Origin of the sequence: Teichococcus globiformis, assembly GCF_042646265.1 — a bacterium.
Classification (GTDB): Bacteria; Pseudomonadota; Alphaproteobacteria; order Acetobacterales; family Acetobacteraceae; genus Pseudoroseomonas; species Pseudoroseomonas globiformis.
Map to the genome: position 1 here is coordinate 20,914 of NZ_JBHRTN010000002.1, position 24,724 is coordinate 45,637.

The window sequence follows — 24,724 nt, forward strand, 5'->3', positions numbered from 1 at the left end:
CCTCGGTGCTTTGCAGCCCGCACACACCGTCCTAGCCTGCTCGCCCGGCGCATCACCGGTGAGGGGGTCAGGACAGCATGAAAATCAGGCAGATCCGCATCTACACGGTGCAATCGGCGCGGCTGCATCCTGTGATCGTCGAGATCCTGACCGATGAGGGGATCACCGGCATCGGCGAGGCCGGCATCGCCTACGGCCTCGGCGCCACGGCGGCGGCCGGGATGCTGCGCGACATTGCCGAGCGGATGCTGATCGGCGCCGACCCCTTCCGCATCGAGGCGCTGTGGGCCGAGATGTACGATCACAGCTTCTGGGCCAAGGGCGGCGGCCCCATCGTCTTCTCCGCCATAAGCGCCATCGAGCAGGCACTCTGGGACATCAAGGGCCGTGCGCTGGGCGTCCCCGTCTACGAGCTGCTGGGCGGCAAGATGCGCGACGACGTGCGCGTCTACCTGAATGGCTGGGCGCAGGACCATCGCGAGGTCGCGCCCTTCCTGCGCTCCGCCGAGCAAGCCGTGGCGGAGGGCTACGATGCGCTCAAATGGTATCCCTTCGCCTATCGCGAGGCGCATCCAGGCGCGACCTCCCGGCATCCCTCCAGCCGGTCACTGGGGCGAGAGGCGATGTCGCTGGCGCTGGCGAAGATGCGGGGGCTGCGGAAGGCGGTGGGCCCGGAGATCGACCTCATGCTCGACCTTAGCGGCGGGTTGACCTGCGACGAAACCCTGCGGTTTTGCCGCAAGGTGGAGGACCTCGACATCTTCTTCATCGAGGAACCCTGCGACCCCTTCGACATCGGCACGCTGAAGAAGATCTCGGATGGCGTGCGCATCCCGGTCGCGGTGGGCGAGCGGCTCTACACCCGCTACGGCTTCCGCCCAGTTTTCGAGGCGCATGCAGCCGACATCGTACAGCCTGACCTGGCATTGTGCGGCGGCATCCTCGAGGGCAAGAAGATCGCCGCCATGGCCGAGGCCTATTCCATGCGGGTGCAACCGCATGTTTGCGGCAGCCCGGTCGCCACCGCCGTCGCGCTGCAGCTCGCTGCCTGCATCCCGAACTTCGCCATCCAGGAGATCTACACCTACTGGCAGGACATGCCGGGCTATGTGGAGTTCACCGACGACCCTCCGGAGCGCCGCATCCAAGGCGGGCGTCTGCGCATTCCCGATGCGCCGGGTCTCGGCATCAGCCTGCTTCCCGACAAGATCGCGCCCTTCCTGCACGCGACGGTGGGGTAGGATCAGGCCATTCCGGTCTGGCGCGGGGCTGCGGCGATACGCACCCGCAGTGGCCCGGCGGCGTCGCGCAGTTCCACGGGCAGGTTCCCCACCGGATCGCCATCGGCCTGCACCGGCACGGCGTCGCCGGCCAGGGCGACATGGCCGGCGCGCAGCAGCCTCAGCCCCGGTAGGCGCGGCAACAGGCCGAGCGGCAGCAGGGCGCCGGCCAGCATGGCTCGCGCCATTCCGCCTTGGATAAGCGCCACGTGGAAGCCCGGTTCCACCGGCCGTGCCTCCGGCGCCAGCATGTAGCGCCCGGCGTAGAACCGCCCCTTGCTGACCACCAGGGCGGAGGCCAGGAGCGGCTGGTTCCCGTCCAAGGTGGCGGCAATGGGCGGAAAGCCGTAGCGCGGCATTTCGCGCAGTGACTGCCAGACATAGGCGCCGCGCCCGATCGCCTTTTTCAGCCGCAGGTCGAGACCGTGCACCACGGCCGCGTCGAACCCGGCGCCGACCATCTGCACGAACAGCCTTTGCCGCCCGTCAGCGAAGCGGGCGATGCCGGGCCACAGCAGCGCCTCCTCTCCGCGCGTCAGGCACGCGGCGGCGGCCTCTGGCAGAAGCGGCAGGCCCAGCTCATGCGCCAGCACATTGGCCGTGCCGAGCGGCAGGATGCCCAGGGCGCTGTTATGCCCGGCCAGGCCGGCGGCAACCTCGGCAATGGTGCCATCGCCGCCGGCGGCGACGATGCAGGGGCGGCCCGACCGTGCCGCGTCGCGCGCTATGTGCTCGGCATGGCCGGGGGCGCGGGTTTCCGCCAGCTCGGCGCCGGGCAGCAGCCGCAGCGCGCGTTGCAGCTTCTGGCGTCGCCTGTTGCCGGCGGCAGGATTGAAGACGATCAGCGGCGCGACGGAGGACAGGGTGGTCATGCTGCGCGATGAACCTCAAGGATCCCCGCGTTATAAGCAGCTCTGCGGCGGCTTCATCGCCCGAGGCCGGCACCGTCGCCGAAGTTTCACGATAATCCGTCGCCTGTCAGGGAAACGTCACGCACTTCACACGCGCGCAACGTGTAGGAAACATGTGTCGCAGCAGCGGGAAGACCTTAGCGGGATGACCATGCACCAGAGCCGCTCCGCCTCTGTCCAGAAGCGCCGCTACCGCAGCATCTTCATATCCGACGCGCATCTCGGAACACGCGGGAGCCGAGCCGATTTCCTGGCGGATTTCCTGTCACGCACCGAGTGCGAGCAGATGTACCTCGTGGGCGACTTCGTGGATGGCTGGCGTTTGCGCAAGACCTGGTTCTGGGACGCTCATCATGATGAGGTGATCCGCCTCATTCTGCGTCAGGCGCGCAACGGGACTGATGTCACCTACATCCCCGGCAACCACGACGAGATCTTCCGCAACTGGCTCGGGCTCGAGATGGCCGGCGTCAAGCTGGCGCTGAAGGCAGAGCACACTTCTGCCGATGGCCGCCGCTTCCTGGTCATCCACGGCGACGAGTTCGACAGCGTGGTGCGCTACGCTCGCTTCATCGCCTATCTGGGCGACGGCGCCTACAACCTCGCGCTCTCGCTGAACCGCTACTTCAACCTGGTGCGGCGCAAGTTCGGCTATCCCTACTGGTCGCTGTCGCAGTGGCTGAAGCGGCAGGTCAAGGGGGCGGTGATGGCGATCGACCGCTTCGAATCGGCGCTGGCGCTGGAAGCCAAGCGCAACGGCTTCGATGGCGTGATCTGCGGCCACATTCACCATGCCGAGATGCGCGACATCGGAGGCGTGCTGTACATGAACGATGGCGACTGGGTGGAGTCCTGCACCGCCCTGGTCGAGCATCATGACGGGCGCTTCGAGCTGATCGACTGGGCGGCGGAGAACCGCCTCTCGCCATGGCCTGCGGTGCCCGCGCCGCCGCCGCGTGTGGCGTTGCCGGCCTGAGCGCCCCGTCCATGACGCCGGGCATTCCCGCGCGCCTGCTGATCGTTTCCGATGCCTGGCTGCCGCAGGTGAACGGCGTGGTGCGGACCCTGACGCAAGTGGTCAACCTGCTGCGGGAAGGCGGCGACACGGTGGAGGTGATCGGGCCTGACCGGTTCCGCAACATGGCCATGCCCGGCTACGCGGAGATCCGCCTCGCCCTGGCGCCGAAACGGCGGCTGGTTCAGCTGATTGACCAGTTCCATCCGGACGCAGTGCACATCGCGACAGAAGGGCCGCTGGGCTGGGCAGCGCGCGCACTCTGCCTCAAGCGGGGCTGGCGCTTCACCACCTCCTTCCACACTCGCTTCCCCGACTATCTCCACGCCCGTACGCGGGTGCCCCGGTCCTGGAGCTGGGCGGTGATGCGCCGCTTCCATGCGGCATCGGCCGCCGTGCTGGTGGCAACGCCCTCCCTGGCCGCCGAGATGAAGCAACGAGGCTTCGCCAATCTCACCTCCTGGTCGCGCGGCGTCGATACGGAGCGCTTCCACCCGCGCACTGCACCCGGGCCCGGTACCGACCACGAAGATCCCTTTGCCGGACTGCCCCGCCCGGTCTTCCTTTATGCCGGGCGAGTGGCGGTGGAGAAGAACATCGCGGCCTTTCTGGAACTCGACCTGCCCGGCAGCAAGGCGGTGGTGGGGGAGGGGCCGCAGCGCGCCGCGCTGCAGGCCCGCTATCCTACGGCGCGCTACACCGGGCGGCTCGACAACGGACATCTCGCGGCCGCCTATGCGGGTGCGGACGTTTTCGTGTTTCCTTCGCGCACAGACACTTTCGGGCTGGTGCTGCTGGAGGCCCTGGCCAGCGGCACGCCCGTCGCCGCCTTCCCCGTGACCGGCCCCATCGACGTGATCGCCCCCGCGCCGGAGAAGGTCGGTGCGCTGGACGAGGATCTGCGCATCGCTTGCCTCGGCGCGTTGGAGGCCGATCGCGCCGCTTGCCGGCGCCATGCCGAAACCTGGTCCTGGGCCGCCTGCGCCGCGCGGTTCCGCGATACCCTGACCCCGGCCCGTGCCTGAGGCAGGCGCCCGGCCGGCCCCCGGCCCCGAAGGAATGCACCGTGTCCGATCCCATCGCTGAACATCGCCCGCCCCTGGCCGGCCAAGCCGCCGGGGCACCCGGCCAGCCAGCACACGGCGAGTTCCTGCGCCAATGGCTCCGCAATCCCTTGCGGATGGGCAGCATCATTCCGTCTTCCGCCGCGCTGTGCAGCCGCATCGCGCGGCACACGCAGTGCGGCCCCGACGAGGTGGTGGTGGAACTCGGCGCCGGCACTGGCGTCGTGTCCCGTGCCCTGCTCGACCACGGCCTGCCGGCACGGCAGCTGGTGGTGATCGAGATCGAGGCCAACATGGCCGCTCATCTGCGCCGCACCCTTCCGGGCGCGACGGTGCTGGCCGGGGATGCCTTCGAACTGGCCGAGATCCTGCCACGCGCGCTGCATGGCCGGGTCGGCACCGCCATCTGCGGCGTGCCCCTGGTGCTGCTGCCTTTGGAGCGCCAGCGTCGGCTGGTGGAGGCGGTGCAGGCGGTGGCGCCCGGGCGCGGCTTTCTTCACTTCAGTTACTGCGTCACTTCCCCGCTGCCCTGGCGCAAACTGGGCCTCACGGCACGGCGCGAGGCCTGGACGCCGCTCAACTTTCCGCCCGCCAGCGTGTGGCGCTACACGCCCGGGTGAGGGGCAGTGCGGCAACTCGGATCATTATCAGCCATTGCCCAACCGCTGCCGGCCTCATAGCATCCGCCGGCTGGCAGGTTCCTTGCGGCGGCGGAGGGGTGCAGCGTGCGGGCGGCGGCCCGGCGCCCCGGAACGGCCGGTTGTCACGGTGGCCCGCAGGATGAGGGCCCCTTCGTGGCAAGCCCGCTCTGGAAGAAGGGCATGGCCGGCGCTTGATGGCCCTGTTGAAGAAACATCGCTCGACCCGGCGGCGTCCGGGCGCGGGGCTGGCTCTGGGAATGCTGGCCGTGATCGGTTGGCTGGCCTGCTCCAGCGTGGCCTGGATGCTGGCCGATCGGAATGCCGACCGGGTGGAAGCCAGTGCCAGGCTTGCTGCGCTGGCCCGTGCCGAGGTCGCGTCCGAGGCCATCGAGCAGAATCTGCTGCGCCTGCTGGAAGGTATCCGCAGCCTGGGCGAGCTGGCCCTGGCGCGGCAGGAACTGCGACAGGCGGGCGCGATCTCCGCGCTGGATGTGGTGGAGACGCAGCTCAGGGGCGTGGCGGAGAATGGCCGCCTCGGCGTGTTGCAGATCGCGGTGGTCGCCAATGACGGCTGGCTCGCCTGGTCTTCGGAACCCGGGTGGAAGACCGTGTGGCTCGGTGACCGGGAACATTTCACCGTGCATCGCGAGCAGCCCCTGGGCCTGTTCGTCAGCGCTCCGCTGGTGGGGCGGGTGTCACAGCAATGGAGTCTGCAGTTCACCCGTCCGATGATCGACAAGACGGGTGCCCAGGCCGGCATCCTGGTTGTCTCGGTAGATCCGATCCAGCTTTCGCGCGATCTCACAGCGCTCAGCTTCGGCTCGCATAGCGCGGCGCTGATCCTGCGGCGGGACGGCACGGTACTGGCGCATGGGCGCGACGCGTCGCAGCAGCTGGGCGATGTGCTGCCGCCCGGCGATCCCCTGATGCAGGCACTGGCCACGGGACGCGCCGGCGGGCTGATCATGCCGGCCTCTGCCGGCGAGCGCGAAAAGCTCACCGGGTTCAGCAACCTGGCGGAGGCTCCCCTGGCCGTCGCCGTGTCGCTTGACACTGCCGAGGAGATCCAGGGCACGGCCTTTGTTCGCCCGTCCCTGCGGGCGACGGCGCTGGCCTTCTCGGTGCTGCTGCTGGCAGCGCTGGCGCTGACGATGCTCTGGCTCGACCGCCGGCGCACACTCTACGACCTGGAAATGGCCCGGCGGGAACGGGAAGCGGCACAGCAGCGCCTGGTCCAGGCCCAGCGCATGGAGGCGCTCGGACGGCTGGCCGGCGGGGTCGCGCATGACTTCAACAATGTGCTGCAGGCGATCTTGGGCGGCGCCAAGCTGCTGGCCAAGCGGCCGGGGGACGAGGCCGGGGTGCGGCGGCTGTCGCGCATGCTGCTGGAAGCTTCGGAACGCGGCGCGGCCGTCACCCGACGGCTGCTGGCCTTCGCGCGCCGTGTTGAGTTGAAGGCGGCCCCGGTGCCGCTGGAGCCGATGCTGCAGGGACTGCGGGAGGTGCTGACGCACACGCTGGGCCGCGAGGTGGAGATCGTGCTGGACATGCCGCCGGGATTGCCGCCCGCCTTCGCGGATGGTGCCCAGCTGGAAACGGTGCTGATCAACCTGGCGATCAATGCCCGCGATGCGATGCTGCCGATGCCCGAGCGGCGCCTGACCTTCCGACTGCGCCTTGCCGCGGAACACCCGCCGCAGGAGCCGGGAAGGCAGGCCACGCCGCCCCCGGGCCTTCCTGGAGGCTCTGGCGGCTACCTCACAGTGGAAGTGACCGATACCGGAACCGGCATGGATGCCGTCACCCTGGCCCAGGCCATGGAACCCTTCTTCACCACCAAGGCAAAGGGGAAAGGCACCGGACTCGGCCTCGCCATGGCCAAGGGCTTTGCGGAACAGTCGGGCGGCGCGTTGGCGCTGCACAGCAGGCCCGGCGAGGGCACGGTGGTCACGCTCTGGCTGCCTGTTGCGCCCGAGGGCGCGCAGGCCGAGCCAGCGGCCGTACCGTCCCCGGTGCCGGTCGGAAGCGGCCATGTGCTGCTGGTCGATGATGAGGAACAGGTCCGCCAAGTCCTGGGCGCCACGTTGCGCGACCAGGGCTACCAGGTGGTCGAGGCGGCTGATGGACCGGCAGCGGTCATGCACCTCGATGGCGGCGGCGCGTGCGACGCCCTGGTAAGTGACCTGGCCATGCCGGGAATGGATGGGCTGGCGGTGGTGCGGGCGGCGCGGCAGCGGCGACCCGGCCTCCCCGCGCTGCTGATCACCGGCTATGCCGGCGATGCCGGCGCTGCGGCGCTGGAGGAAGCGGCGGGCGCCGGCGCGCTCCAGCTGCTGCACAAGCCGATCGATCCCGAGGCGCTGGCGGTGCGGCTGGCCGCCCTGCTGCAGGATGGTGGAACAACAGGCACGGCACGGTAGGGCTCAGGCGCTTGCAACGGCGGCCGGGGCGGGCGCCGCTTCCGGCGCCACCGCCGGGGACGGGCGGCGGGCCTCGGCAATGCGCTCGATCCGCACCGCCAGTTCCGGCGCCTCGGCCAGCAGGCGGCGGAAGGCGCTGGCTTCCAGCTCCAGCAGGTAGCAGAATCCGGCAGCCCGTGCCCGGCCGCGGCGGCGCTGCTGGCCGGCGAGCAGTTCGGATTCGCCGAGCACATCGCCATGGCCGAGCGTGAGCTCGCCGGCCCCGCCTTGCAGCACCACCTCGCCACGGCTGATGAAGAAGACCGAACGTGCGGAGTGGCGCGAGCGGTAGATCCACTCGCCCGGCACGGCGAAGCGGATGGTGACGCTCATCGCCAGGTCATGCAGCAGCGCATCCTGCAGTCCGGCGAAGATCGGCAGCTCCTCGATCCGCTTGTCGAGTCCCGACTGGATGTTGAACTGCAGCGGCCGCGAGATCTGGGCCCGCAGCGTCTCCAGCCCACGCAGCAGCTCGTCATGCAGCTCCTCACCCACCAGCGATTCGCGCCGCAGCGTGGCGTATTCCTCTATCTCCATCCGCAGACCGATCTGGCGGAGGATGCGCGTCTCCAGCGCCTCGGCATAGCCCGGATACTGCACGCGCAGCGTTTCCATCGCCTCGCTCAGCAGGTCCTCGCGGCGGCCGATGATGTCGCCCACCACCTCGGTGACGCGCTGGCCCAGGACCGGCTCCATGCGGCGCCGCATGAAGCGGGACATGGAGGCGGACACCAGATGCGACAGCAGCAACATCTCGAAGCGCTCGGCCATGCAGTGCATCAGCGGCGTGTCGATGCGGAAGCGGCGGTGCAGCCACTGGGCCAGATGGAAGCGCATTCCCGGCTGCAGCCGCTTCCGGGCCGCCTGGATGTAGCCGTAGCGGCCCTCGGCGCGGGCACCGTCGATCATGCTCTCGGCGGTCCAGAGCAAGGTTTCCATGACCCTGCGCGACAGGCCCTGATCCTGGAACATCTCCAGCAGCAGAGAGCGTTCCTGACTGGCAAAGGTGATCAGGCCCAGCACCACGCGGTCGCGGTCGCCGATGGCGGTGTCGAAGGTGTTGGCAGCCGTTTCGACCTTCACCCGCCGGTCATACATCTCGATCACATGGGCGGTGGCGGGAGGAGAGAAGCCCAGCTCGCCTGCGGTGCGGCGAAGCCTGTCGCGCACCTCCCCCAGCCCGATGGCGACCACTTGGTTGCGCAGCGCCTGGTCGGTGGCTGAGAGCCGGTCCAGTTTCAGGGCATGCACCAGGAAGCGCAGGGTGGTGCCGTTCACCAGCAGGGTGGACAGCACATAGCCGGTGGCGACGATGGCGACGAACTGCTGAATATGCGTCGGCACGGCCGCGTTCTCGGTGACCGCCAGCGCCAGCGCCAGGGTGATGGCGCCGCGTAGTCCGCCCCACAGCATGGTCACCTTGAAGGGGATCGGCACACGCTGCGACAGCCGCGCATGGCGCAAGAGCGGCATAACGCCGAACAGCACGGCGGCACGCGCCGCCATGGCCGCCAGGATCACCACGCCGATCAGCAGCAGGTCGCGCATCTGCATGCCGAGCAGCAGCCGCGGCACCAGCATCGAGGCCAGGATGAACACCATGGAACTGCCCCAGAAAGAGAGCTGGTCCCAGATGTCCTGCAGGAACTGCCAGGAACGCGGGCGGAAGGTGGAGGGACCCACCGCACTGACCGTGAGCCCGGCCGCTGCCGCCGCCACCACGCCCGAGACATGCAGCATGTGGTCGCAGACAATAAAGGCGACATAGGGTAGGGCGAGGGTCAGCGTGACCTCGGCGGTGCGGTTTCCACCCATCAGCGGCACGGCGAACAGCATGGCCCGCGCCATCAGGAATCCCACCGCCAGCCCGCCGGCGAAAGAGGTGACGAAAGAAAAGGCGACATCCAGCGGCGCGGCCCCATGCTGCCCGGTAAGCTGGCCGAGGAAGATGGTGAAAATCGAGATGGCGGCGGCGTCGTTCAGCAGGCTCTCGCCTTCCACCAGGCGGGTCAGGCGGCTGTCGGCGCCGATGTCGCGGAAGATGCCTACCACGGCCGAGGGATCGGTGGTCGCGACAATGGCGCCCAGCATCAGGCAGGCGGTCAGCGACACGCCGGAAAGCGGCTGCAACGCGAAGCCGATCGCCGCCGTGGTGGCGAAGACCGCCACCACAGCCATCACCAGCACCGGTGCCCAGTCCCGCGCCAGGCGCCGCACATCGATCGACAGCGCGCCGTGGAACACCAGCAGCGGCAGGAAGATGAACAGAAAGGCCTGTGCGTTGACCGGAAAGCGCAACAGGGTGCCGGCCGCCTCGTCGATGGCCTTGGTGTGGCTGGTGTCGATCAGCACGGTCGCACCGCCGCCCAGCAGCACGCCCACCACCGCCAGCAGCACGGTGGAGGACAGCATCAGCCTTCGTGCCAGAGGCTGAATGGCACTGACCACGATCAGCAGCAGGGCAATGGCGAGCAGGGTGTTGGGGAGGCTGGTCAGCATGGATCCGGACTTCTGGCGCCAGGCCCTTGGGGGCCGGGTGCGGGCAGGGGTGGCAGGGCGTGACTTGCCGGATGGGATTCGAAGGATCTGGCGCCAGCCCGGCGTGCTGCCGGAGCGATCGCGCATCGACACGGCCTGGATCGCCATTCCTTTGGCCAGTGGCGCTGCTGCTGTGCATGATCACGCCCTGCCGCAGGATTGCCGTTCCGTGACGGAAGGTTCATCCGCGCTGCCTCATGCCGCGGCAGATCCTTGATGGTGAAGCCGCACAGGTCGCCACCGCGCAAGAGCGATCGTCATCCGGACCTTGAAGGATGATGTGCTGCCTTCCGGTTGAAGATCCCGCTCCCGCTTGTGCCGCCGGGCAAAAACCTCGGTTCCTTGCGGCAAATCGACTTCCGCGAGCGCAACCGCGAGCGTCACGGGCCGTTGCAGACGCGCCAGGGCGCCCTCACGCCCAGGCACAACGACGATAACGCGAAGGCGGCGCCGCGGCGTCGCCCCGCTGGCGGACATCCGACCGAATGGCGGGGGCCCGGTGCCCCCGTCCTTCTCGCAACGGCAACTGGGCGGCCACGCCCCCTGGCGGAGACAGCCTCATGGGCATCATCATTACGATCATCATCGGCTTCCTCGCGGGGCTGGTCGCGAAATTCCTGATGCCGGGCAAGGATCCTGGCGGCTTCATCATCACCACCCTGCTGGGCATCGTGGGCGCCGTGGTCGCCACCTATCTCGGCCAGGCAGTCGGGTGGTACCGGGCCGGAGAAGGCGCCGGCTTCATCGGCGCCGTACTCGGTGCCATCATCATCCTTGTGATCTATCGCATGGTTGCCGGGCGCCGCGCCGTCTGACCGGCGGTGCCGAGGGAGGGCTGCGGCCCTCCCGTCCCGGCTTCAGATTGCCACCACCAGCTTGCCGAAGTTGCGTCCTTCCAGCAGCCCGACAAAGGCTGCCGGCGCATTCTCGAGCCCCTGCGCCACGTCTTCCCGGAACTGCAGCTTTCCTTCGCGCAGCAGCACCGCTCCGTTCCGCATCCATTCCTGCCCGGCGCGCGGATGGTCGTTGACCAAGAAGCCCTGCAATGTCAGCCGCTTGCGCACCAACGCCATCAGGTTTGGACCGGGCGGCGGAGGCGACTGGTTGTATTCCGCCACCATGCCGCAGAAGGCGATGCGGCCGAACTCGCGCATGCGAGGGAAAACCGACTTCTGCACAGACCCGCCGACATTCTCGAAGTAGCAGTCGATGCCATTGGGACAGGCCGCGTCCAGAGCCGCTTCAAGCCCTTCCCGGTGGTCGAGACATGCATCGAAGCCCAGCTCCTCGGTCACGTAGCGACATTTCTCGGCGCCGCCCGCAATGCCCACCACGCGGGCGCCCATCCGTCGAGCCACCTGGCCGGCCACGGCGCCCACTGCGCCCGAGGCCGCTGCCACCACAAAGGTTTCGCCCGGCTTCGGCCGCAGGACCTCGGTGACGCCGATCCAGGCTGTCCGGCCGGGCATACCCAGCACCCCCAGATAGGCCGAGGGCGATACTCCCGATCCGGCGGGGAGCTTCACAAGGGTCGAGCCATGCGCCGCCGACCAGCCCTGCCAGCCGCGCGCGCCGCTTACCCAGTCGCCGGGAGCGAAGTTCGGATGCTGGCTCTGCACCACCTCGCCGACGCACTCGCCTTCCATCACCCCGCCCAGCGGCACCGGCGGCGCATAGGAGACGGCATCGCTCATCCGCCCACGCATGTAGGGATCCAGCGAGAGGAAGCGGTGGCGCACCAGCACCTCTCCATGCCGCGGCTCGGGGATGGGGGATTGGACCAGCTCGAAATGCTCAGGCCCGGGACGACCTTCCGGTCGGGATTTCAGCAGGATCTGCAGGTTGGCCTCGGCCATGCGGCGGCTCCTCTTGCAAAGGGTTTCGAGGCCACAGGTGGGGCGCACGGCGGCTTGCGGCCAGGGGCAACAATCCCTAATGCCTTCCGATGCGCCTGATCGGATTGGCCGGCTGGAGCGGTGCCGGCAAGACCACACTGCTTGCACGCCTGATCCCTTGTCTCACCGCGCGGGGCCTTGTCGTCTCGACCCTGAAGCACGCGCACCACGATTTCGACCTCGACCAGCCGGGCAAGGACAGCCACACCCACCGGCAGGCAGGAGCCCACCAGGTGCTGATCTCCTCCGCCCGGCGCTGGGCGCTGATGAGCGAGCTGCGTGGCGCACCCGAGCCGCCGCTGGATGTCCTGCTGCGCCGGCTGGACCCGGTGGATCTGGTGCTGGTGGAAGGCTTCAAGCGAGATCCGATTCCCAAGCTGGAGATCCACCGTGCTGCCAACGGCAAATCCTGGCTGCATCCCGGAGACCCCCTGATCCGGGCCATTGCCAGCGACGTGCCGCCCCCTGTGGGCTGGAATGGCGGCCATGCTGCGCTCGACGATGTGGAGGCGGTGGCGGCGCTGATCCTGCGCCATGCCGCGGAAGGCCTGCCATGGGTGCGCTAAGCGGCGACTGCTTTGCCCATGGAGGCGGCCTGCTGACCCTGCCGGAGGCGGCCGCTCTTGCGGTACGCGCCGTCCACCCGCTCGATGGGCAGGAGAGGGTGCCGCTACAGGCCGCGCGTGGACGCGTCTTGGCGGAAGCGCTGCAGGCATCGCACTCGCTGCCGCCCTTCACCAACAGCGCCGTGGACGGCTACGCCTTCCGTCATGCCGATCTGCCGGGCGAGGGGGCGGCGCGGCTGCTTCTTGGCGGCCGGGTCATGGCAGGCCAGGCGGGGGCCGGTCGCCTCGGCCCTCGCGAGGCCTTCCGCGTCTTGACCGGAGCTCCCCTGCCGGAAGGCGCCGACACCGTGTTGATGCAGGAGGATGCACGGATCGAGGCCGGTTCCTTGCTGATGCCACCGGGCCTGGCCCTGGCGATCCAGCCAGGGGCCAACCGGCGCCTGGCGGGCGAGGATGTTGTGTCCGGCGCCTTGGCGCTGCAGCAGGGGCTGAGGCTGAATCCGGCGCATCTCGGCCTGGCGGCCGCGCTGGGGCAGGGCAGCCTTCCGGTGCGGCGGCGGCCGCGCATCGGCGTGTTCAGCACCGGCGAGGAACTGGTCCCGCCAAACGGCATGCCAGGGCCCGCGCAACGCTTCGACAGCAACCGCCCGATGCTGTTGGCCCTGCTGGCCGGCCTGCCGGTGGAGCCGTCCGATCTGGGCATCCTGCCGGATGACGCCGCGGCGATGGCCGCTGCTCTGTCCGACGCCGCGGCCACACAGGATCTGCTGCTGACTTCCGGCGGCGTCAGCGGCAGCGAGGCGGACCATGTGCGCGACGCCATCGCGCGCAGCGGCACCGTGTCGCACTGGCGCCTGGCGGTGAAGCCAGGGCGCCCTGTGGCCATGGGTGTGGCGCATGGCATCCCGGTGGTGGGCCTGCCGGGCAACCCGGTGGCAGCCATGGTGGCCTTTTTGCACCTGGCGCGGCCGGTTATCCTGAGGCTCTGCGGCGCCCGGCCGGAGGAGTTGCTGCGCATTCCCGCCCGATCCGGCTTTGCCCATGACAAAAGGCCGGGCCGGCGCGAATTCCTGCGCGTGGCGCTGGCGCCGCAGCCGGACGGGATACCGCTGGCCACCGCTTTTCCGCGGCAGGGTTCCGCCTCGCTCGCCTCCCTCGTGGCGAGCGATGCCTTCGCGGAGCTGCCGGAGGATCTGGCCGCGGTGGCGCCGGGCGACGTGATCTCCGTGCTGCCTTTTGCCGGATTGTTCTGAGGGCGGGGTGCCGCAATCGCGGCGGAACCCCATCTTGGCGGCATCACCCCAGGGAGTTCCCGCCGCATGTTCATCGCCATGAACCGCTTCCAGGTCACGTCCGGGGCGGAAGCCGAGTTCGAGCAGCTCTGGATGTCGCGCGAATCGCATCTGCACAAGGTCGGGGGCTTTGTGGAGTTCCATCTGTTGCGCGGCCCGGCGCGGGAGGATCATACGCTCTACGCCTCGCACACGATCTGGCGCAGCAAGGCGGATTTCGAGGCCTGGACTACCTCCGAAGCGTTTCGGGCCGCGCATCGCAGTGCCGGAGGCAGCCGGAACCTGTATCTCGGCCCCCCACAGTTTGAAGGCTTTGAAGTCCTCCAGTCGGTGACCTTGCCCGGTGCCGAGCCGCTTGTGACGGCAGCCGGAAGCTGAGGCGGACCCCACAGCCAAGGAAATCACCTGTTGGCCTCCGCTTTCGAGGAAGCCCCCAAAACAGCGCCTCATAGCGAAGCCCGCAATTTCTGAGACGGGGACGGCCTTGCAAGAAGGAACGGTGGATCGCAGACGCCGTTCGCTGATGTGCCGCCTTTGTTCCTCACATCGATGGTGGCGGCACCGTGAAGGACGGCTTTTAAAACGAAGTCGACCGGTTCCACGTTATCCACGCATCATGTCGCAAAGCCGCATTCGAGCGGCGTTCAACGAAGGGAGGCTTGGGATGACACCATGGCGCTTTCCGCTTCTCGTCGTTCTTGCGTGCCTGGGGGGCTGCTCTTCAGGCTACTCCGAAGGCTCCGGGCGCTTGGGCGGACCGGCATACGGATACGGCCACCCGGGGTACGGGTATGGGTACGGTCCGTACGACGGGGGCTTTTATCGATCGAACCGTGCCTATCGACGTGATCGTGCTGATCAGCCGCCCCCACGTGCCATGCAGGTACCACCGCCGGCTCCTCCGCCCGCATCAATGCGTCCGCCACCGCCACCATCCAGACCAAGCTTCTCGACCGTGCCCGAGCAGGGAGATGTAGGTTCTGCAGGATCGTGAAGCGCTTCTGATATCTTCGGCATGTTGGAGGCAGGTGACGCCGGGACATGATCACTGTCCCAGCAGCCGGGGGCAGCCGGACTTCGCAGGATTTTCCGAGTTGATCGCCCCAGAGCCTGTGCAGCCGGAATCGGGTGGCACCTGGCTGTGACGGGGGGGACTGTGCCCTGGCTTCGGTCAGGCACATGCAACCGCAGTGCCTGGATGGACCAGCCATACCTTCAGAACCGGTCCACCCTTGAAATGGAGGCACGGGCATAGCGTGGGAGCTGAAAGGGGAGAGGCTGCCAGAGGCGAGGACGGTGCCGCATGGGGCTCTGAAGGCGGCAACGGAAATTGGGTAGGGAATGCCGGGCTCAAAGCCTGCCCGGCCCCATCGCCGAAACCCTGTCAGCAGCGTTCAAGGTCTGGCGCCTGAACAGGAGCCTTTGCACGCGCGGCCTGTGCGGTCTCCGGCATCAACAGCAAGTAGCCGAGGAAGCCCAGTGCGGCGATGCTGCCCAACGTCAGGAACGCCGCGGAATAGCTCGCACTAACAATCACCGTACCGGCCAGTGTGGCACTCAGCGCGGCGCCGACACCCTGCGCGGTGGCCACCGCGCCCTGGCTGACATTGAAGCGGCCAGTGCCACGCGTCAGGTCGGCAACAACGACCGGAAAGAGCGCACCGAAAATGCCGGCGCCAACCCCATCCAGCAACTGAACGCCGATCAGCCAGGCTGGATGATCCGACAGGGTGTAAAGCGCGCCGCGCAGCGCCAGGATGCCGAAGGCCATGAGGAAGATGGGCTTCCTGCCCCAGAGATCGGCTTTGGCTCCCACCAGGATCGCCACCGGCACCATCACGCACTGGGCGGCAACGATGCAGCCGGCGATCAGCGATGTCGCATAGTCCCGGCCGACAACAAGGGTCAGCTTCTGTCCCACGGTTGGCAGCATCGCCGCGTTGGCGAGGTGAAAGCAGGCCATCAGCCCGGCGAAGATCAGCAACGGCCGGCAAGTCAGGAGCGTCTGCCAGCCGGAAGGTTCCTCATGGGTCTTGCTGGACGTCCCGGTTTCCAGGCCGCGCGCGACGTCATCGTTGATGGCGGTGGCCGGGATCATCAGCATGGCACCGATGCTGGCCACGGCCAGCAGGGCCATGATCCAGAACACCACCACGGGGCCGAACAGGAAAGCCGTGCCGGCGGCCAGGGCTGCCGAAGCCGCGTTGCCGGCATGGTTGAAGGCCTCGTTCCGGCCGATGCGGCGAGAGAAGCCGCGGGGGCCCACCACGCCCAAGGTGATGGCAGCAAGCGCCGGCGGAAAGATGGCCGCGGCGATGCCGGCGAGGGATTGTGTGGCGGCCACGGCGTAGAAGTCGCTGATGAATGGCAGGGTCACGCTGCTCAGCGTAACGGCCACAGCAGCGGCGATGATGATGGCACGTTTACGCCGACTCCGGTCGATCAGTGCTCCGGCGGGTGTCTGAGCCAGGAGACCAGCGATGGCGGAGATGGTGATGACCAACCCGATGGTGGCTTCGTTCCAGCCCTGCTCAGGGCCGCGCACCGCGAGCAGATAGATGGCGAGGTACGGACCCAGGCCATCTCGCACGTCGGCGAGGAAAAAGTTGAGGGCATCAAGCCCGCGGCCGATCTGTCTGGGAGGGTGAGCCGTTGAACAGCTTCTGCGCAAGGACGTGCCAGACATTTCGCCACCATTATGGAGATCGATGGCGACAACGCCTGCTGGGCACTTCCGTTGATGAAGATCGGCTACCGGACGCAATTCGCAAACGGCGAAGAGGCGGGGAGGCAGGGCACTGCGACGACACGGCCATGGCGACCTTCCAGGAACGCCTTCGGCCCCGGTCGATCAAGAGGCAACCATTTGCAAGACCCGCCTGTGGTCAGTGGAAGCTAGGCAGGTTCTTTATGTTCCGGCTGTCCAGGGCTTCCATGATGCGGAAACAGCGCAGTTTCGAGCTACTATGTGTGTAAGTCAGCCGCCTGTTCGTGGCGCACCGGTCTCTGGCACGATCTCTGGTGCGGCGTTGTCTTTGACTTTGATGTTGACCGGTCCCCCCGGCCCTGGATCTCCGGCAATCCTGTTGTTGTTATCACCGGGCTTCAGATGATAACTCGCTGGATCTAGCCCTGCATTTCCGGGATCGGTTTGGTCTTGCTTGAAGTGATGCGGGCCAACACTGGTAGGACGTCCAGTTGCCGGGCCGCGACCCCAGTTTTTATAGCCTTCAAGGCTTGGCGGTAACTTCATGCGTGACCCCTTGGCATTATGCCCGCCGGAAGGAGTTCACGACGGGTATTGAGTGTGGGGTGATCGAGCGCTCAAACAAGCGGACACTGCCCGATGTAATGTTTCAGCAAGCGCAGCGGCGCCGAAGTGCCGCCTGAGGCAAGCCAAGCCGGGTCCAGGCGCATCGTCACCTCCTTCAGCCCCCTTGAAAACGCCCGCCAAACCGGGAAGAAGGAAACGTCCTGGCACCACGGGTCGGATGCGTTCGCCTCCCGCGGTGGAGGGGCGGCGTTGAACAGGAAGAATAGCATTTCCTTTCAACACCTTGCCGGGTTAGCACAGCGGTAGTGCAGCGGTTTTGTAAACCGTTGCGCGGCTTGAAAAACCCGTGCCAGACTAAAGCCTTAGGAGTGGGAGACCGCAACCTGGGACATAGACGGGACAGTGGGGAGGGGTTCGGCGCTGGTGCAAGCCAGCAGACCGTCGCTGCCTGCGGTTACCGCGCCGGGTTGGGCGGCCCCAGCACATCTGTGTTGGGGAAGATTCCATGGCGACGATTGTGTCTCGCAAGGCTGCGGGCAAGACCACCTATCAGGCCAAGGTTCGGCTGGACGGGCATCCACCGGTAAGCCGGACGTTTCCCAGCAAGGCGGCTGCGCGCGCCTGGGCCGGTGAGGTCGAGGCCGAGATGCGCAACGGCCGCTATGCAGCAGGCTCCGGGCACACCCTGGCCGAAGCCATTGCCAGCTATCGCACCGAGCGCCTACCCGAGCTACGGGATCAGGCGACTACGCAGATCCACCTGGCCTGGTGGTGTCGTCGACTCGGCACCAAACGTCTGCGGGACCTCTCGCTGATGGCGATCAGCGACGCCCTGGCCGAACTGGCGCGGCAGCCGAAGACGCCCCGGAGCACCGGCCAGCTCCCGGAACTGCGCAGCCCGGCGACGATCAACCGCTACAAGGCCACGCTCTCCGCCGTGCTCCACTGGGCGCAGCAGCGTGGCTGGATCGCCGGCAATCCCGCCCGGCTCGTGGCCATGCGTGCCGAGAACAATGAGCGGGCACGGTTTCTCACCGGCGAGGAGCGGGTTGCGCTGCTGATCAGCTGCAAGCAGTCGGCCAGCGCCGCCCTGTACCCCGCCGTCGTGACCCTGCTCGCGACCGGGGCGCGCCTGATGGAGGTGATGCGTCTGCGCTGGGCCGATGTCGATCTGGAGACCGGCGCTATCACCATCCGCGTCTCGAAGAATGGCGATGCCCGTCGGGTGCCGCTGACCGGGGAAACGGTGGCCGTGTTGCGCGCTTGGCGCGACCGCGACGCCGTGGCGCGGCTTCCCCCGCTTCTGGTCTTCCCGTCCGAGGGGGCGCCTACGCAACCAGCGGACCTGCGACGCTCCTGGCAGACGGCTTTGCGGCGGGCCGGCATCAGGGATTTCCGTCGTCACGATCTCCGTCACTCGGCGGCCTCAGCCCTGGCATCCGCGGGCGCCTCACTGCTGACGATTGGCGCCATCCTGGGGCACCGCAGTGCTGCTGCCACGCGGCGGTACGCTCACCTCGCGGAGGGTGATCTGCGGGAGGCGATCGAACGCGCTGCCACCAAGCACAAGGTATCCTGACCATGGGCCGTGCTCGTCAAACGCCGCCGCTTCCATTTACGACCGTGATCAGCGCTGATCCGGTGGCAGGGGCAAGGCTTGCTTTTCACCTGCACCGCTTGAAAGCCGAAAGGCGGGGACGACCAGGGCGGTCGGTGCGGTTCGACAGATTTGCAGCTGCGCTGTTGGCAGCAGAGCAACATCCCCCCACAGCAACGGGCACCAAACGTCGAAAGCCCTGTCGGGGTTCCCCCATTACGCCGCAGCGGGAGATCAAAGCTGTAGAACTGCTGCAGCAGATCCTTCAGCCAACCGGCCGGGTCGTGGTCGTCCTTAAACGGAAGCTATCTGCTACACAGCGGCAGAGAACGCTGGAGCGAGCGCTGGTTGACGGTCTTCAGGCCGGCAACACAGGGAACATGCTAAGTGCGGCGGATGCGCTGCATCGGCTGCAGATCAAAGCAGCGGCCCCGCCGCGCGGAGAATTCCTGACGATCGCCAACGCGACTCGGATCATCGAACAGGTCAGACGCTTGGCCAAGGCGGCCGGTTAAATACGAGTGCATTAAATTCAGCTCCGCGTCGGGCGCCTGTGATTGCCTGTGAGTCCCTTCAACAAGGACGAGCACCATGAGCACACCCGCCGAGCACAGCACCGCCCCCCCGATGCCCTGGAAGCGCTGCTGGCGCACCATCCGGTTCATGGCGGCCCGGTCGGAGGGCGCCTTTTCGGAGGCCGCCATCCGCGCGGTCATCTACCGCGCCAAGCCCCACTACAACAGCAAGGGCGAATGGGTCGAGGGCAACGGCTTGGCGCCCCACATCTGCCAGCCCGGCGGCAAGGGCGGCAAGATCCTGATCGACGAGCACGGCTGGGACGCGTGGTTGGAGCGCTGGATTGGCAACCCGCCCGACGCGCCATCCTCCGGCCGGGCCAACCGGAAGCGAGCGCTTGCCCCCACAGTTTCAGGCCAAGCCGGAGTGGTCGCGTGATCGGCGGCGAGTTTCCCAGTCACATCCAGCCGACTGCGTTCGAACAGCGTGGCTTGGCAGAGCGAGTGCGCGCTGACGCGATCCTGTCAGGGCTGCCCGCCTCGACCCGGTGTGCAGGAGCTCCGGCGCCTTTGACAGCGCCGGCTTGGCAGGATGTCGAAGCGGGGCTGCGGTGGACCCTGGAGACGGTGGGTCCAACCACGATCGTCGCGATCAAACCAGACGGGCCCACAGCAGGGATGTATCTCGACCATGTAACTCTTCCCGATGTGGTGCCGTGGGCGACTACGAGAAACAATGCCGAATGGAATCTCTACTTCCATGTGAACCAGCCGAGGTCCGGCTTGGCGAAGAAGGCCGCAAAAGCGGACATAGTCGCCATCCGCGCCGCAGCCTTCCTTGACATCGACGCCAAGGGCGGCCGCAACATGGAGGAGGCACTCGCTGCCATCACGGCGCTGCCGCTACCACCTCCCTCGGTGATCATTGCGAGCGGCGGCGGCTATCAGCCCATCTGGCTCCTGGCCGCCCCGATGCCGCCCGAACTGGAGGTGGTGGCGCGCGTCGAGTCGCTCGGACGGCGTCTCGAGCCGCTGGCGGGCAGCGACCATGTCAGCCACATCGACCGACTTCTGCGCCTTCCTTTCACGATGAACCACCCCAACGCCGCCAAGCGGGCCGCCGGGCGCGGTGTTTCTTTCTCTGGTTTGCTGTGATCGAGGGGCACTTTCTATGAAGCGTTATGCACTCGCGGACCTCGAGGCGGCCTTTCCAGCCGTGTCCTCCACCGCCCCACACTGTTTTGACAAGGTCGTGCGGCTGCCCGGCAGGCGGGCGGCGATCTTCGATCGCCCGGGGTTTCCCGACATGAATGCGGCGGCCTGGGCGAACTTGCCCATGCGTCGCTTCGATGATCTTCCTTCAGCGGAAATGAACCAGCTTCTGGCCGCTCTACTCGGCCATCCACCCATCGCGGCCCTGGCCTTCGAGGAACGCAAAACATGGTTGGAGATAATTTTCGCGCTCGCCGACGCCGAGCGGTGTGGGGCGATGACGGCGCGGGAGCTGGCGCTGCGTTGGTCAGCGTCCGCGCCAGAGAAGTTCAATCAGGCCCATTTCGACAGGGACTGGGCGTCGTTTCGGCCGGGCGGCGTCACCATGGGCACCCTGCTGCGGATCGCAATGCAGACAGGCTTCGACCTCAGCCCCTGGTTCGAGCCCCCTGGCTCTCGAACAACGTCCATCCCGCCGGCTCCTGCCGCGGCGAGTGCAGCCGTCACCGCCTTCTTTGGCCGGGTGCCCTTTGCCGCCGCTGATTTAACGCGGCCGCCTTGGCTGATCGAGCGCTTCGCCGTTCGGGGCGACGTTGCGGTGGTCGCGGGGCCAGGCGGGAGTGCCAAGACGGTGACGCTGGTGGATCTGCTGGTCTGTGTCGCCGCGGGCCGGCAGTCGTGGGGCGGACACCGCATCCGGCCGCGGCCCGATGGCAAGCCCCACCGGGTGGCGATCGTCAGCGCCGAGGAGGATCGAGGCCGGATCGCCCTGCTGATTGCCGCCGCCTGCGAAGCCCAGGCGCTGGACGGAGGGGAGCGGGCGGCCGTAAGCAAAAACCTCCTGTTGCACGATGCGCGGCAGTCCGGTCTCCGCGTCGGCGCGCCGCGTCCGAGCATGCGCGAGGACATGGCGCCGGAAGCGGATGACCCAGCCTGTGCGGCCTTGCGGGATGGCCTGCTGGCCGAAGGCATCACGCTGGTGGTTCTCGACACGCTGGCGGCGCTGCTCGCGCTGCCGAATGAAAACGACAATAGCGCCGCGACTACCCTGATGCGCCGGATCGGAAAAATCGCCGCGGAGGCGGGGTGCGCCGTGATCCTGCTGCATCACACACCGAAGCTCTCGAAGGAGGGCGCGGCCGCACAACGTGGCGAGGCCACGGCCGTCCGCGGTGGCGGCGCCATCGTCAACTCAGCCCGGATCGTCTGGACCATCACGGGGTTGCCCGCGAGCGAAGCCGGCCTCTTCGCCATGAACGGCGTGGCGCCGAACGCGATCCGGCGGCTGGATCCGGTGAAGCTGAACGATGCCGCGCCGCCCGCTCCCAGCTTCTTCGAAGTGGAGGGCATGTCCGTTCAGGTTCATGACGGCAGCCGTGAGAGTGTCCGCGCCATTCGCTTCATATCACCGCCCCAGGTCGGGGCAGTCCCCGACGCACTGCGCCATGTCGCGATGAAAGCCCTCGATGCGGGTGTGATGGTCCACGGGGCGAAGGTGGCGCTGAGTCCGGGAAGCGGCCCCCGTAATGCGGTGGACCACATCGCGCGCGCGCTGTGCGCCGCAAACGCACAACTCAGCCAGGATCATGCCAAGATCGTGGCGCGTCAGGTCCTGGGTGATCTCAAAGACCGCCTTGGCTGCGTGACCGTGACGGACGTGCTGGTACCCAAGATCTCTGCCAGCGGCACACCAAACGGGTTCGACAAGCGCAAGGGCTTGGAGACCCAATGGCAGCTAGCGCCCTGGACCAATCCAAACCATGCTTGCGCCCCGCCGTCCCAAGCCGTCCTGGCAGCACCGGCGTCCTGCGCGGCTGACAACAACCCGGCTTCCGCGGTCACCCCTGCGGTACTTCCGCCGGTGCCGCAGCCAACAGCCAGCAATGCGGATGGTCCGGCGTGAGAGACGTAGGCCTCGCGCGCCTCGCACCGGCCTCGCACTCCGTCTCCGAGGCGCCGGCGAGTGTGTGAGCGCGCGAGGGCGAAGCCCTCGCCTCGCACTTCTGGGGGGTATGGGGGGACGTGCGAGGCTGGGCACCTGTGCCCGGGCAACATTCGCAACTGTAGTGGGAGGAATAGTCATGCCGGTACGGACTCGCCGAGCCATTCAGCCGCCGCGTGGCGCGATGCAACTGCCAGCTCTTCAGGCCTTCGCGCATTTCGCGACCCCTTACCGAACAGGTCCCTGGATCGAATGGCTTGCCGGACCAGAGGATGCACGGGTCGCGGCTTTGCCGAACAAAGCGTGTCTGGTCGCCCGCCCGGGCGCAAAAGGCGTGTTCGTCTGGCTGATCACGCCCGACGGCACGTCGTGGATCCTGATGACGCGCAGACGGGTTTCCGAGCTCGCCCCGGCTCGTCCTGTGGTCTATAATCCGAATGATCCAGTCCGCATGCGGTGCGTGTTCGGCCGCATGGCCGAGCGAGCCGGCGCCGCGACGCAGAGTCTTTCCCCATCTGACCCTAATCGCTTCGCAATGCCTTGTCCCGGATCGTCCTTCTGGCGGCAATGGGCTGGCGTGGATGAGCGTCGGTATCTCAGCCGTGTAAGGCAACCCCCTCGGCACCATTCTAGCAATGCCGATGCAGCGCCCAGGCCCGCGTGAAACCAGAACGCTCAGACGAGAGGGCGGTTGGGACTGGACAGGGCCAACCCGTGCCAGTTCCACCCTCGGGGCCAGCCGCCTTAATCCTTGAGCGGCTCCGTCGAAAAGGCATCAATCACGGGCGCGATGCGCTCAACTCTGTTGCCCAGGTAGATGTTCACGCTGAACGGCGGCCGGTTCCCTTCCGTGCCCGCCTGCGGCGGAGCGTAGCCAGTCACGCCGCCGAGCTTGGCCCGCACTTCGGTCGCCCGGAGCTGCTGGGCCGACAGGGACGCGACAGCGAGGCGCTGGTCATCGTCCTCCGCAGCGGCGGCCGTACGCTCGAGGCGCTCGTGGACCCGTCTGAGGTCCTCCACGATGCTTGCGAGGGTGACGAAGGCCATCGGATCGCCGGCTTCCGCCGCGGTGATGACCTGGGCGCGCCGGAGTGCCGCGTCCTGGCCCTTGGCGGCCATGGCCGCGACCGCCTGTGCCGGTGCGAGGAGGTGATTGCGTCGGTGGCGACTGACCGCCATCCGGCCGATCCCATTGCCGAGGCGGCGGGAGATCGCCTGATCAGTGGACCCGCTTCCGACCATCTCGGCACAAAGGCGAGTAGCCTTGCGGCAGGAGCAAATCTTACACGGGGCAGCCATTTGGATCTCCGCTCAGAGTAGAGGGAGAATCGCACGGAATGCACTAATGGCTAAAGCAGCAAGAAGGTGTGAAAGTAGATTTGCGCCAGTTAATGTGGCAAGTGCAAGGATAGCGCAGCTCAGTTCAAGCCAGCCACCTCTCCAACTGACTAGCGAGATGCGATGGCGCGGGGTACGGGCTCATAAAGCCTTTTGAAGGTGAGTTCGGACAATCTTTCGAGTTTGCCGTCTGGATGCTTTACAATCCAATCGCCGTCACGGATCGAGAGGATGTCGCGCTCCCAACCGCGTCCGAACATCGCTGGCAAGACTTGGTCTAGGTTGTGACTATGCTCTTGAGCCCAGCTTTCAGCTCTGTTGCGGTCTGCATGGAAGAAGTGAACGATGAGAGCCTCGGCGTCGGTCACGGCCCAGCCATCTTCCAGACCTGGTGCATACTGGATGGCCTGCACTGTAGGAGTCTTAAGCCGGAAATCTTGCAGTTGCGCTTCCCAGTCCTTCATCATTGTCCTCCGCGTCTGTTGGAAGCAGCTCTTGGCAGCCGCCAGTCGATCTCAAAGCCTGAAGGTAAGAAGGTACTCCAGTTCCACGCTTGGTAGTGAAAACTAGCGGTGTGGGAATCTTTCACGCGCGTGGGCGTTGACCAGCAAGCCTCCCGCGGCTTCACAGCTTCCGCCTTTTGGGCGGCGAGGTTGTCGAGAAGCAGGCGATACGCGCCCGCCACACAAGGTGCGGGCTCTTCTGGGCACAACGCACACCTTCAAGCCGCTCTCGGCCGGAGCCGAAGCTCGATGCATTTCCTGATGCCTCCAGACCCACCGGCCTCGGTCACCATTGGAATCATCAACCTAGATGAAACCGATGAAGCCATCACCGACTTGGCTTCCGTCTTCCGCTTCGTGAGACTCTCCTGACCTCCTCACTAGTTTCCTGAACTGCGGCGCCAGGACCCTTAGGATGATTCAACGCATGACCAATGAATACCATCAGGGTATGATAGTATCTCATTGACGTTCCTGCGGGCTCCAGGCTCATCCGTTCTTCCGCTAGAAGACACAATATTTCAAGATAACCTTTCAATATTGGGTCGGCCATTTTCATAAAGTCTCTTTTTGCGTTATTTTTTCCGCGATCGTCAACTAAATCAGCATTTTTTGTTAGCCAAATACTAAACTCTTCTTCATTATGTTTAGCTGACCGCCCCTGATCATGACCATTGAGCGC

At 66.9% G+C, this 24,724-nt stretch carries 22 protein-coding genes; 15 read left to right on the forward strand and 7 right to left on the reverse strand.

Translation table 11 applies throughout. From position 1 onward, the window contains the following. The first annotated feature begins 77 nt into the window (after positions 1–77). Entirely contained in the window at positions 78–1,241 is a 1,164-nt protein-coding gene (locus tag ACFOD4_RS00370; protein ID WP_379592435.1) for a mandelate racemase/muconate lactonizing enzyme family protein, read from the forward strand. A 2-nt stretch (positions 1,242–1,243) separates the two neighbouring features. Here ACFOD4_RS00370 and ACFOD4_RS00375 read toward each other — a convergent pair whose 3' ends face one another. Then, positions 1,244–2,152 (reverse strand): diacylglycerol/lipid kinase family protein, encoded by a 909-nt coding sequence (locus tag ACFOD4_RS00375; protein WP_379592437.1) that lies wholly within the window; start codon positions 2,150–2,152, stop codon positions 1,244–1,246. A 190-nt stretch (positions 2,153–2,342) separates the two neighbouring features. On the opposite strand from ACFOD4_RS00375, the gene ACFOD4_RS00380 reads away from it, so the two are divergent. The 4 genes from ACFOD4_RS00380 (at position 2,343) to ACFOD4_RS00395 (ending at position 7,331) form a co-directional block, all read left to right on the forward strand. Further along, positions 2,343–3,167, forward strand: a complete 825-nt coding sequence (locus ACFOD4_RS00380) for a UDP-2,3-diacylglucosamine diphosphatase (protein ID WP_379592635.1) — start codon at positions 2,343–2,345, stop codon at positions 3,165–3,167. Positions 3,168–3,178: 11 nt separating this feature from the next. Then, complete coding sequence (locus ACFOD4_RS00385) at positions 3,179–4,231, forward strand: glycosyltransferase family 4 protein (protein WP_379592439.1); 1,053 nt, start codon at positions 3,179–3,181, stop codon at positions 4,229–4,231. A gap of 41 nt (positions 4,232–4,272) precedes the next feature. Beyond that, entirely contained in the window at positions 4,273–4,890 is a 618-nt protein-coding gene (locus ACFOD4_RS00390; RefSeq protein ID WP_379592441.1) for a class I SAM-dependent methyltransferase, read from the forward strand. Between the two features lie 224 nt (positions 4,891–5,114). Then, positions 5,115–7,331 (forward strand): response regulator, encoded by a 2,217-nt coding sequence (locus ACFOD4_RS00395; protein ID WP_379592443.1) that lies wholly within the window; start codon positions 5,115–5,117, stop codon positions 7,329–7,331. A gap of 3 nt (positions 7,332–7,334) precedes the next feature. On the opposite strand, the gene ACFOD4_RS00400 is transcribed toward ACFOD4_RS00395, so the two are convergent. Next, positions 7,335–9,869, reverse strand: a complete 2,535-nt coding sequence (locus ACFOD4_RS00400; RefSeq protein ID WP_379592445.1) for a cation:proton antiporter domain-containing protein — start codon at positions 9,867–9,869, stop codon at positions 7,335–7,337. On the opposite strand from ACFOD4_RS00400, the gene ACFOD4_RS00405 reads away from it, so the two are divergent. Next, a complete protein-coding gene (locus ACFOD4_RS00405) occupies positions 9,868–10,125 on the forward strand; it encodes a hypothetical protein (RefSeq protein ID WP_379592447.1) in 258 nt (85 codons plus the stop codon). The genes ACFOD4_RS00400 and ACFOD4_RS00405 overlap by 2 nt on opposite strands. 343 nt (positions 10,126–10,468) lie before the next feature. Beyond that, positions 10,469–10,723, forward strand: a complete 255-nt coding sequence (locus ACFOD4_RS00410; protein WP_379592449.1) for a GlsB/YeaQ/YmgE family stress response membrane protein — start codon at positions 10,469–10,471, stop codon at positions 10,721–10,723. A 42-nt stretch (positions 10,724–10,765) separates the two neighbouring features. Here the strand turns inward: ACFOD4_RS00410 and ACFOD4_RS00415 are convergent, their stop codons facing one another. Then, complete coding sequence (locus ACFOD4_RS00415) at positions 10,766–11,764, reverse strand: NADP-dependent oxidoreductase (protein ID WP_379592451.1); 999 nt, start codon at positions 11,762–11,764, stop codon at positions 10,766–10,768. 89 nt (positions 11,765–11,853) lie between these two features. On the opposite strand from ACFOD4_RS00415, the gene mobB reads away from it, so the two are divergent. From mobB to ACFOD4_RS00430, 3 genes are all read left to right on the forward strand, one after another. Continuing rightward, positions 11,854–12,369 (forward strand): molybdopterin-guanine dinucleotide biosynthesis protein B, encoded by a 516-nt coding sequence (gene mobB, locus ACFOD4_RS00420; RefSeq protein ID WP_379592453.1) that lies wholly within the window; start codon positions 11,854–11,856, stop codon positions 12,367–12,369. Continuing rightward, positions 12,357–13,622 (forward strand): molybdopterin molybdotransferase MoeA, encoded by a 1,266-nt coding sequence (locus tag ACFOD4_RS00425; RefSeq protein ID WP_379592455.1) that lies wholly within the window; start codon positions 12,357–12,359, stop codon positions 13,620–13,622. The genes mobB and ACFOD4_RS00425 overlap by 13 nt, the downstream gene beginning before the upstream one ends. 66 nt (positions 13,623–13,688) lie before the next feature. Then, positions 13,689–14,039, forward strand: a complete 351-nt coding sequence (locus tag ACFOD4_RS00430; RefSeq protein ID WP_379592457.1) for an antibiotic biosynthesis monooxygenase family protein — start codon at positions 13,689–13,691, stop codon at positions 14,037–14,039. A gap of 1,006 nt (positions 14,040–15,045) precedes the next feature. Here ACFOD4_RS00430 and ACFOD4_RS00435 read toward each other — a convergent pair. Both ACFOD4_RS00435 and ACFOD4_RS00440 read right to left on the reverse strand, forming a co-directional pair. Continuing rightward, a complete protein-coding gene (locus ACFOD4_RS00435) occupies positions 15,046–16,347 on the reverse strand; it encodes an MFS transporter (protein WP_379592459.1) in 1,302 nt (433 codons plus the stop codon). A 291-nt stretch (positions 16,348–16,638) separates the two neighbouring features. Then, complete coding sequence (locus ACFOD4_RS00440) at positions 16,639–16,914, reverse strand: hypothetical protein (protein WP_379592461.1); 276 nt, start codon at positions 16,912–16,914, stop codon at positions 16,639–16,641. 526 nt (positions 16,915–17,440) lie between these two features. Between ACFOD4_RS00440 and ACFOD4_RS00445 the strand changes: the two genes are divergently transcribed. The 5 genes from ACFOD4_RS00445 to ACFOD4_RS00465 all read left to right on the forward strand — a co-directional run bounded on the left by ACFOD4_RS00445 (position 17,441) and on the right by ACFOD4_RS00465 (position 22,162). After that, positions 17,441–18,514 (forward strand): tyrosine-type recombinase/integrase, encoded by a 1,074-nt coding sequence (locus tag ACFOD4_RS00445; RefSeq protein ID WP_379592463.1) that lies wholly within the window; start codon positions 17,441–17,443, stop codon positions 18,512–18,514. A 2-nt stretch (positions 18,515–18,516) separates the two neighbouring features. Continuing rightward, positions 18,517–19,047: a hypothetical protein gene (locus tag ACFOD4_RS00450; RefSeq protein WP_379592465.1), complete on the forward strand. Its 531-nt coding sequence runs from the start codon at positions 18,517–18,519 to the stop codon at positions 19,045–19,047. A 76-nt stretch (positions 19,048–19,123) separates the two neighbouring features. Further along, positions 19,124–19,486 carry a hypothetical protein gene (locus ACFOD4_RS00455; RefSeq protein WP_379592467.1) on the forward strand — a complete coding sequence of 121 codons (363 nt, stop codon included), beginning with the start codon at positions 19,124–19,126 and terminating at the stop codon, positions 19,484–19,486. Further along, positions 19,483–20,202, forward strand: a complete 720-nt coding sequence (locus tag ACFOD4_RS00460) for a hypothetical protein (RefSeq protein ID WP_379592469.1) — start codon at positions 19,483–19,485, stop codon at positions 20,200–20,202. The genes ACFOD4_RS00455 and ACFOD4_RS00460 overlap by 4 nt, the downstream gene beginning before the upstream one ends. Positions 20,203–20,263: 61 nt before the next feature. Then, complete coding sequence (locus ACFOD4_RS00465) at positions 20,264–22,162, forward strand: AAA family ATPase (protein ID WP_379592471.1); 1,899 nt, start codon at positions 20,264–20,266, stop codon at positions 22,160–22,162. Between the two features lie 783 nt (positions 22,163–22,945). Here the strand turns inward: ACFOD4_RS00465 and ACFOD4_RS00470 are convergent. After that, a complete protein-coding gene (locus tag ACFOD4_RS00470; protein WP_379592473.1) occupies positions 22,946–23,380 on the reverse strand; it encodes a hypothetical protein in 435 nt (144 codons plus the stop codon). A gap of 269 nt (positions 23,381–23,649) precedes the next feature. Further along, positions 23,650–24,003, reverse strand: coding sequence for a hypothetical protein (locus ACFOD4_RS00475; RefSeq protein WP_379592475.1), 354 nt, complete (start codon positions 24,001–24,003; stop codon positions 23,650–23,652). Between the last annotated feature and the right edge of the window lie 721 nt (positions 24,004–24,724).

What these genes read in the sequence shown, in the direction of transcription:
- ACFOD4_RS00370 (WP_379592435.1), top strand. Translation starts at nt 78, where the DNA reads ATGAAAATCAGGCAGATCCGCATCTACACGGTGCAATCGGCGCGGCTG.
- ACFOD4_RS00375 (WP_379592437.1), bottom strand. Translation starts at nt 2,152, where the DNA reads ATGACCACCCTGTCCTCCGTCGCGCCGCTGATCGTCTTCAATCCTGCC.
- ACFOD4_RS00380 (WP_379592635.1), top strand. Translation starts at nt 2,343, where the DNA reads ATGCACCAGAGCCGCTCCGCCTCTGTCCAGAAGCGCCGCTACCGCAGC.
- ACFOD4_RS00385 (WP_379592439.1), top strand. Translation starts at nt 3,179, where the DNA reads ATGACGCCGGGCATTCCCGCGCGCCTGCTGATCGTTTCCGATGCCTGG.
- ACFOD4_RS00405 (WP_379592447.1), top strand. Translation starts at nt 9,868, where the DNA reads ATGGATCCGGACTTCTGGCGCCAGGCCCTTGGGGGCCGGGTGCGGGCA.
- ACFOD4_RS00400 (WP_379592445.1), bottom strand. Translation starts at nt 9,869, where the DNA reads ATGCTGACCAGCCTCCCCAACACCCTGCTCGCCATTGCCCTGCTGCTG.
- ACFOD4_RS00410 (WP_379592449.1), top strand. Translation starts at nt 10,469, where the DNA reads ATGGGCATCATCATTACGATCATCATCGGCTTCCTCGCGGGGCTGGTC.
- ACFOD4_RS00415 (WP_379592451.1), bottom strand. Translation starts at nt 11,764, where the DNA reads ATGGCCGAGGCCAACCTGCAGATCCTGCTGAAATCCCGACCGGAAGGT.
- mobB (WP_379592453.1), top strand. Translation starts at nt 11,854, where the DNA reads ATGCGCCTGATCGGATTGGCCGGCTGGAGCGGTGCCGGCAAGACCACA.
- ACFOD4_RS00425 (WP_379592455.1), top strand. Translation starts at nt 12,357, where the DNA reads ATGGGTGCGCTAAGCGGCGACTGCTTTGCCCATGGAGGCGGCCTGCTG.
- ACFOD4_RS00430 (WP_379592457.1), top strand. Translation starts at nt 13,689, where the DNA reads ATGTTCATCGCCATGAACCGCTTCCAGGTCACGTCCGGGGCGGAAGCC.
- ACFOD4_RS00435 (WP_379592459.1), bottom strand. Translation starts at nt 16,347, where the DNA reads ATGTCTGGCACGTCCTTGCGCAGAAGCTGTTCAACGGCTCACCCTCCC.
- ACFOD4_RS00440 (WP_379592461.1), bottom strand. Translation starts at nt 16,914, where the DNA reads ATGAAGTTACCGCCAAGCCTTGAAGGCTATAAAAACTGGGGTCGCGGC.
- ACFOD4_RS00445 (WP_379592463.1), top strand. Translation starts at nt 17,441, where the DNA reads ATGGCGACGATTGTGTCTCGCAAGGCTGCGGGCAAGACCACCTATCAG.
- ACFOD4_RS00450 (WP_379592465.1), top strand. Translation starts at nt 18,517, where the DNA reads ATGGGCCGTGCTCGTCAAACGCCGCCGCTTCCATTTACGACCGTGATC.
- ACFOD4_RS00455 (WP_379592467.1), top strand. Translation starts at nt 19,124, where the DNA reads ATGAGCACACCCGCCGAGCACAGCACCGCCCCCCCGATGCCCTGGAAG.
- ACFOD4_RS00470 (WP_379592473.1), bottom strand. Translation starts at nt 23,380, where the DNA reads ATGGCGGTCAGTCGCCACCGACGCAATCACCTCCTCGCACCGGCACAG.
- ACFOD4_RS00475 (WP_379592475.1), bottom strand. Translation starts at nt 24,003, where the DNA reads ATGAAGGACTGGGAAGCGCAACTGCAAGATTTCCGGCTTAAGACTCCT.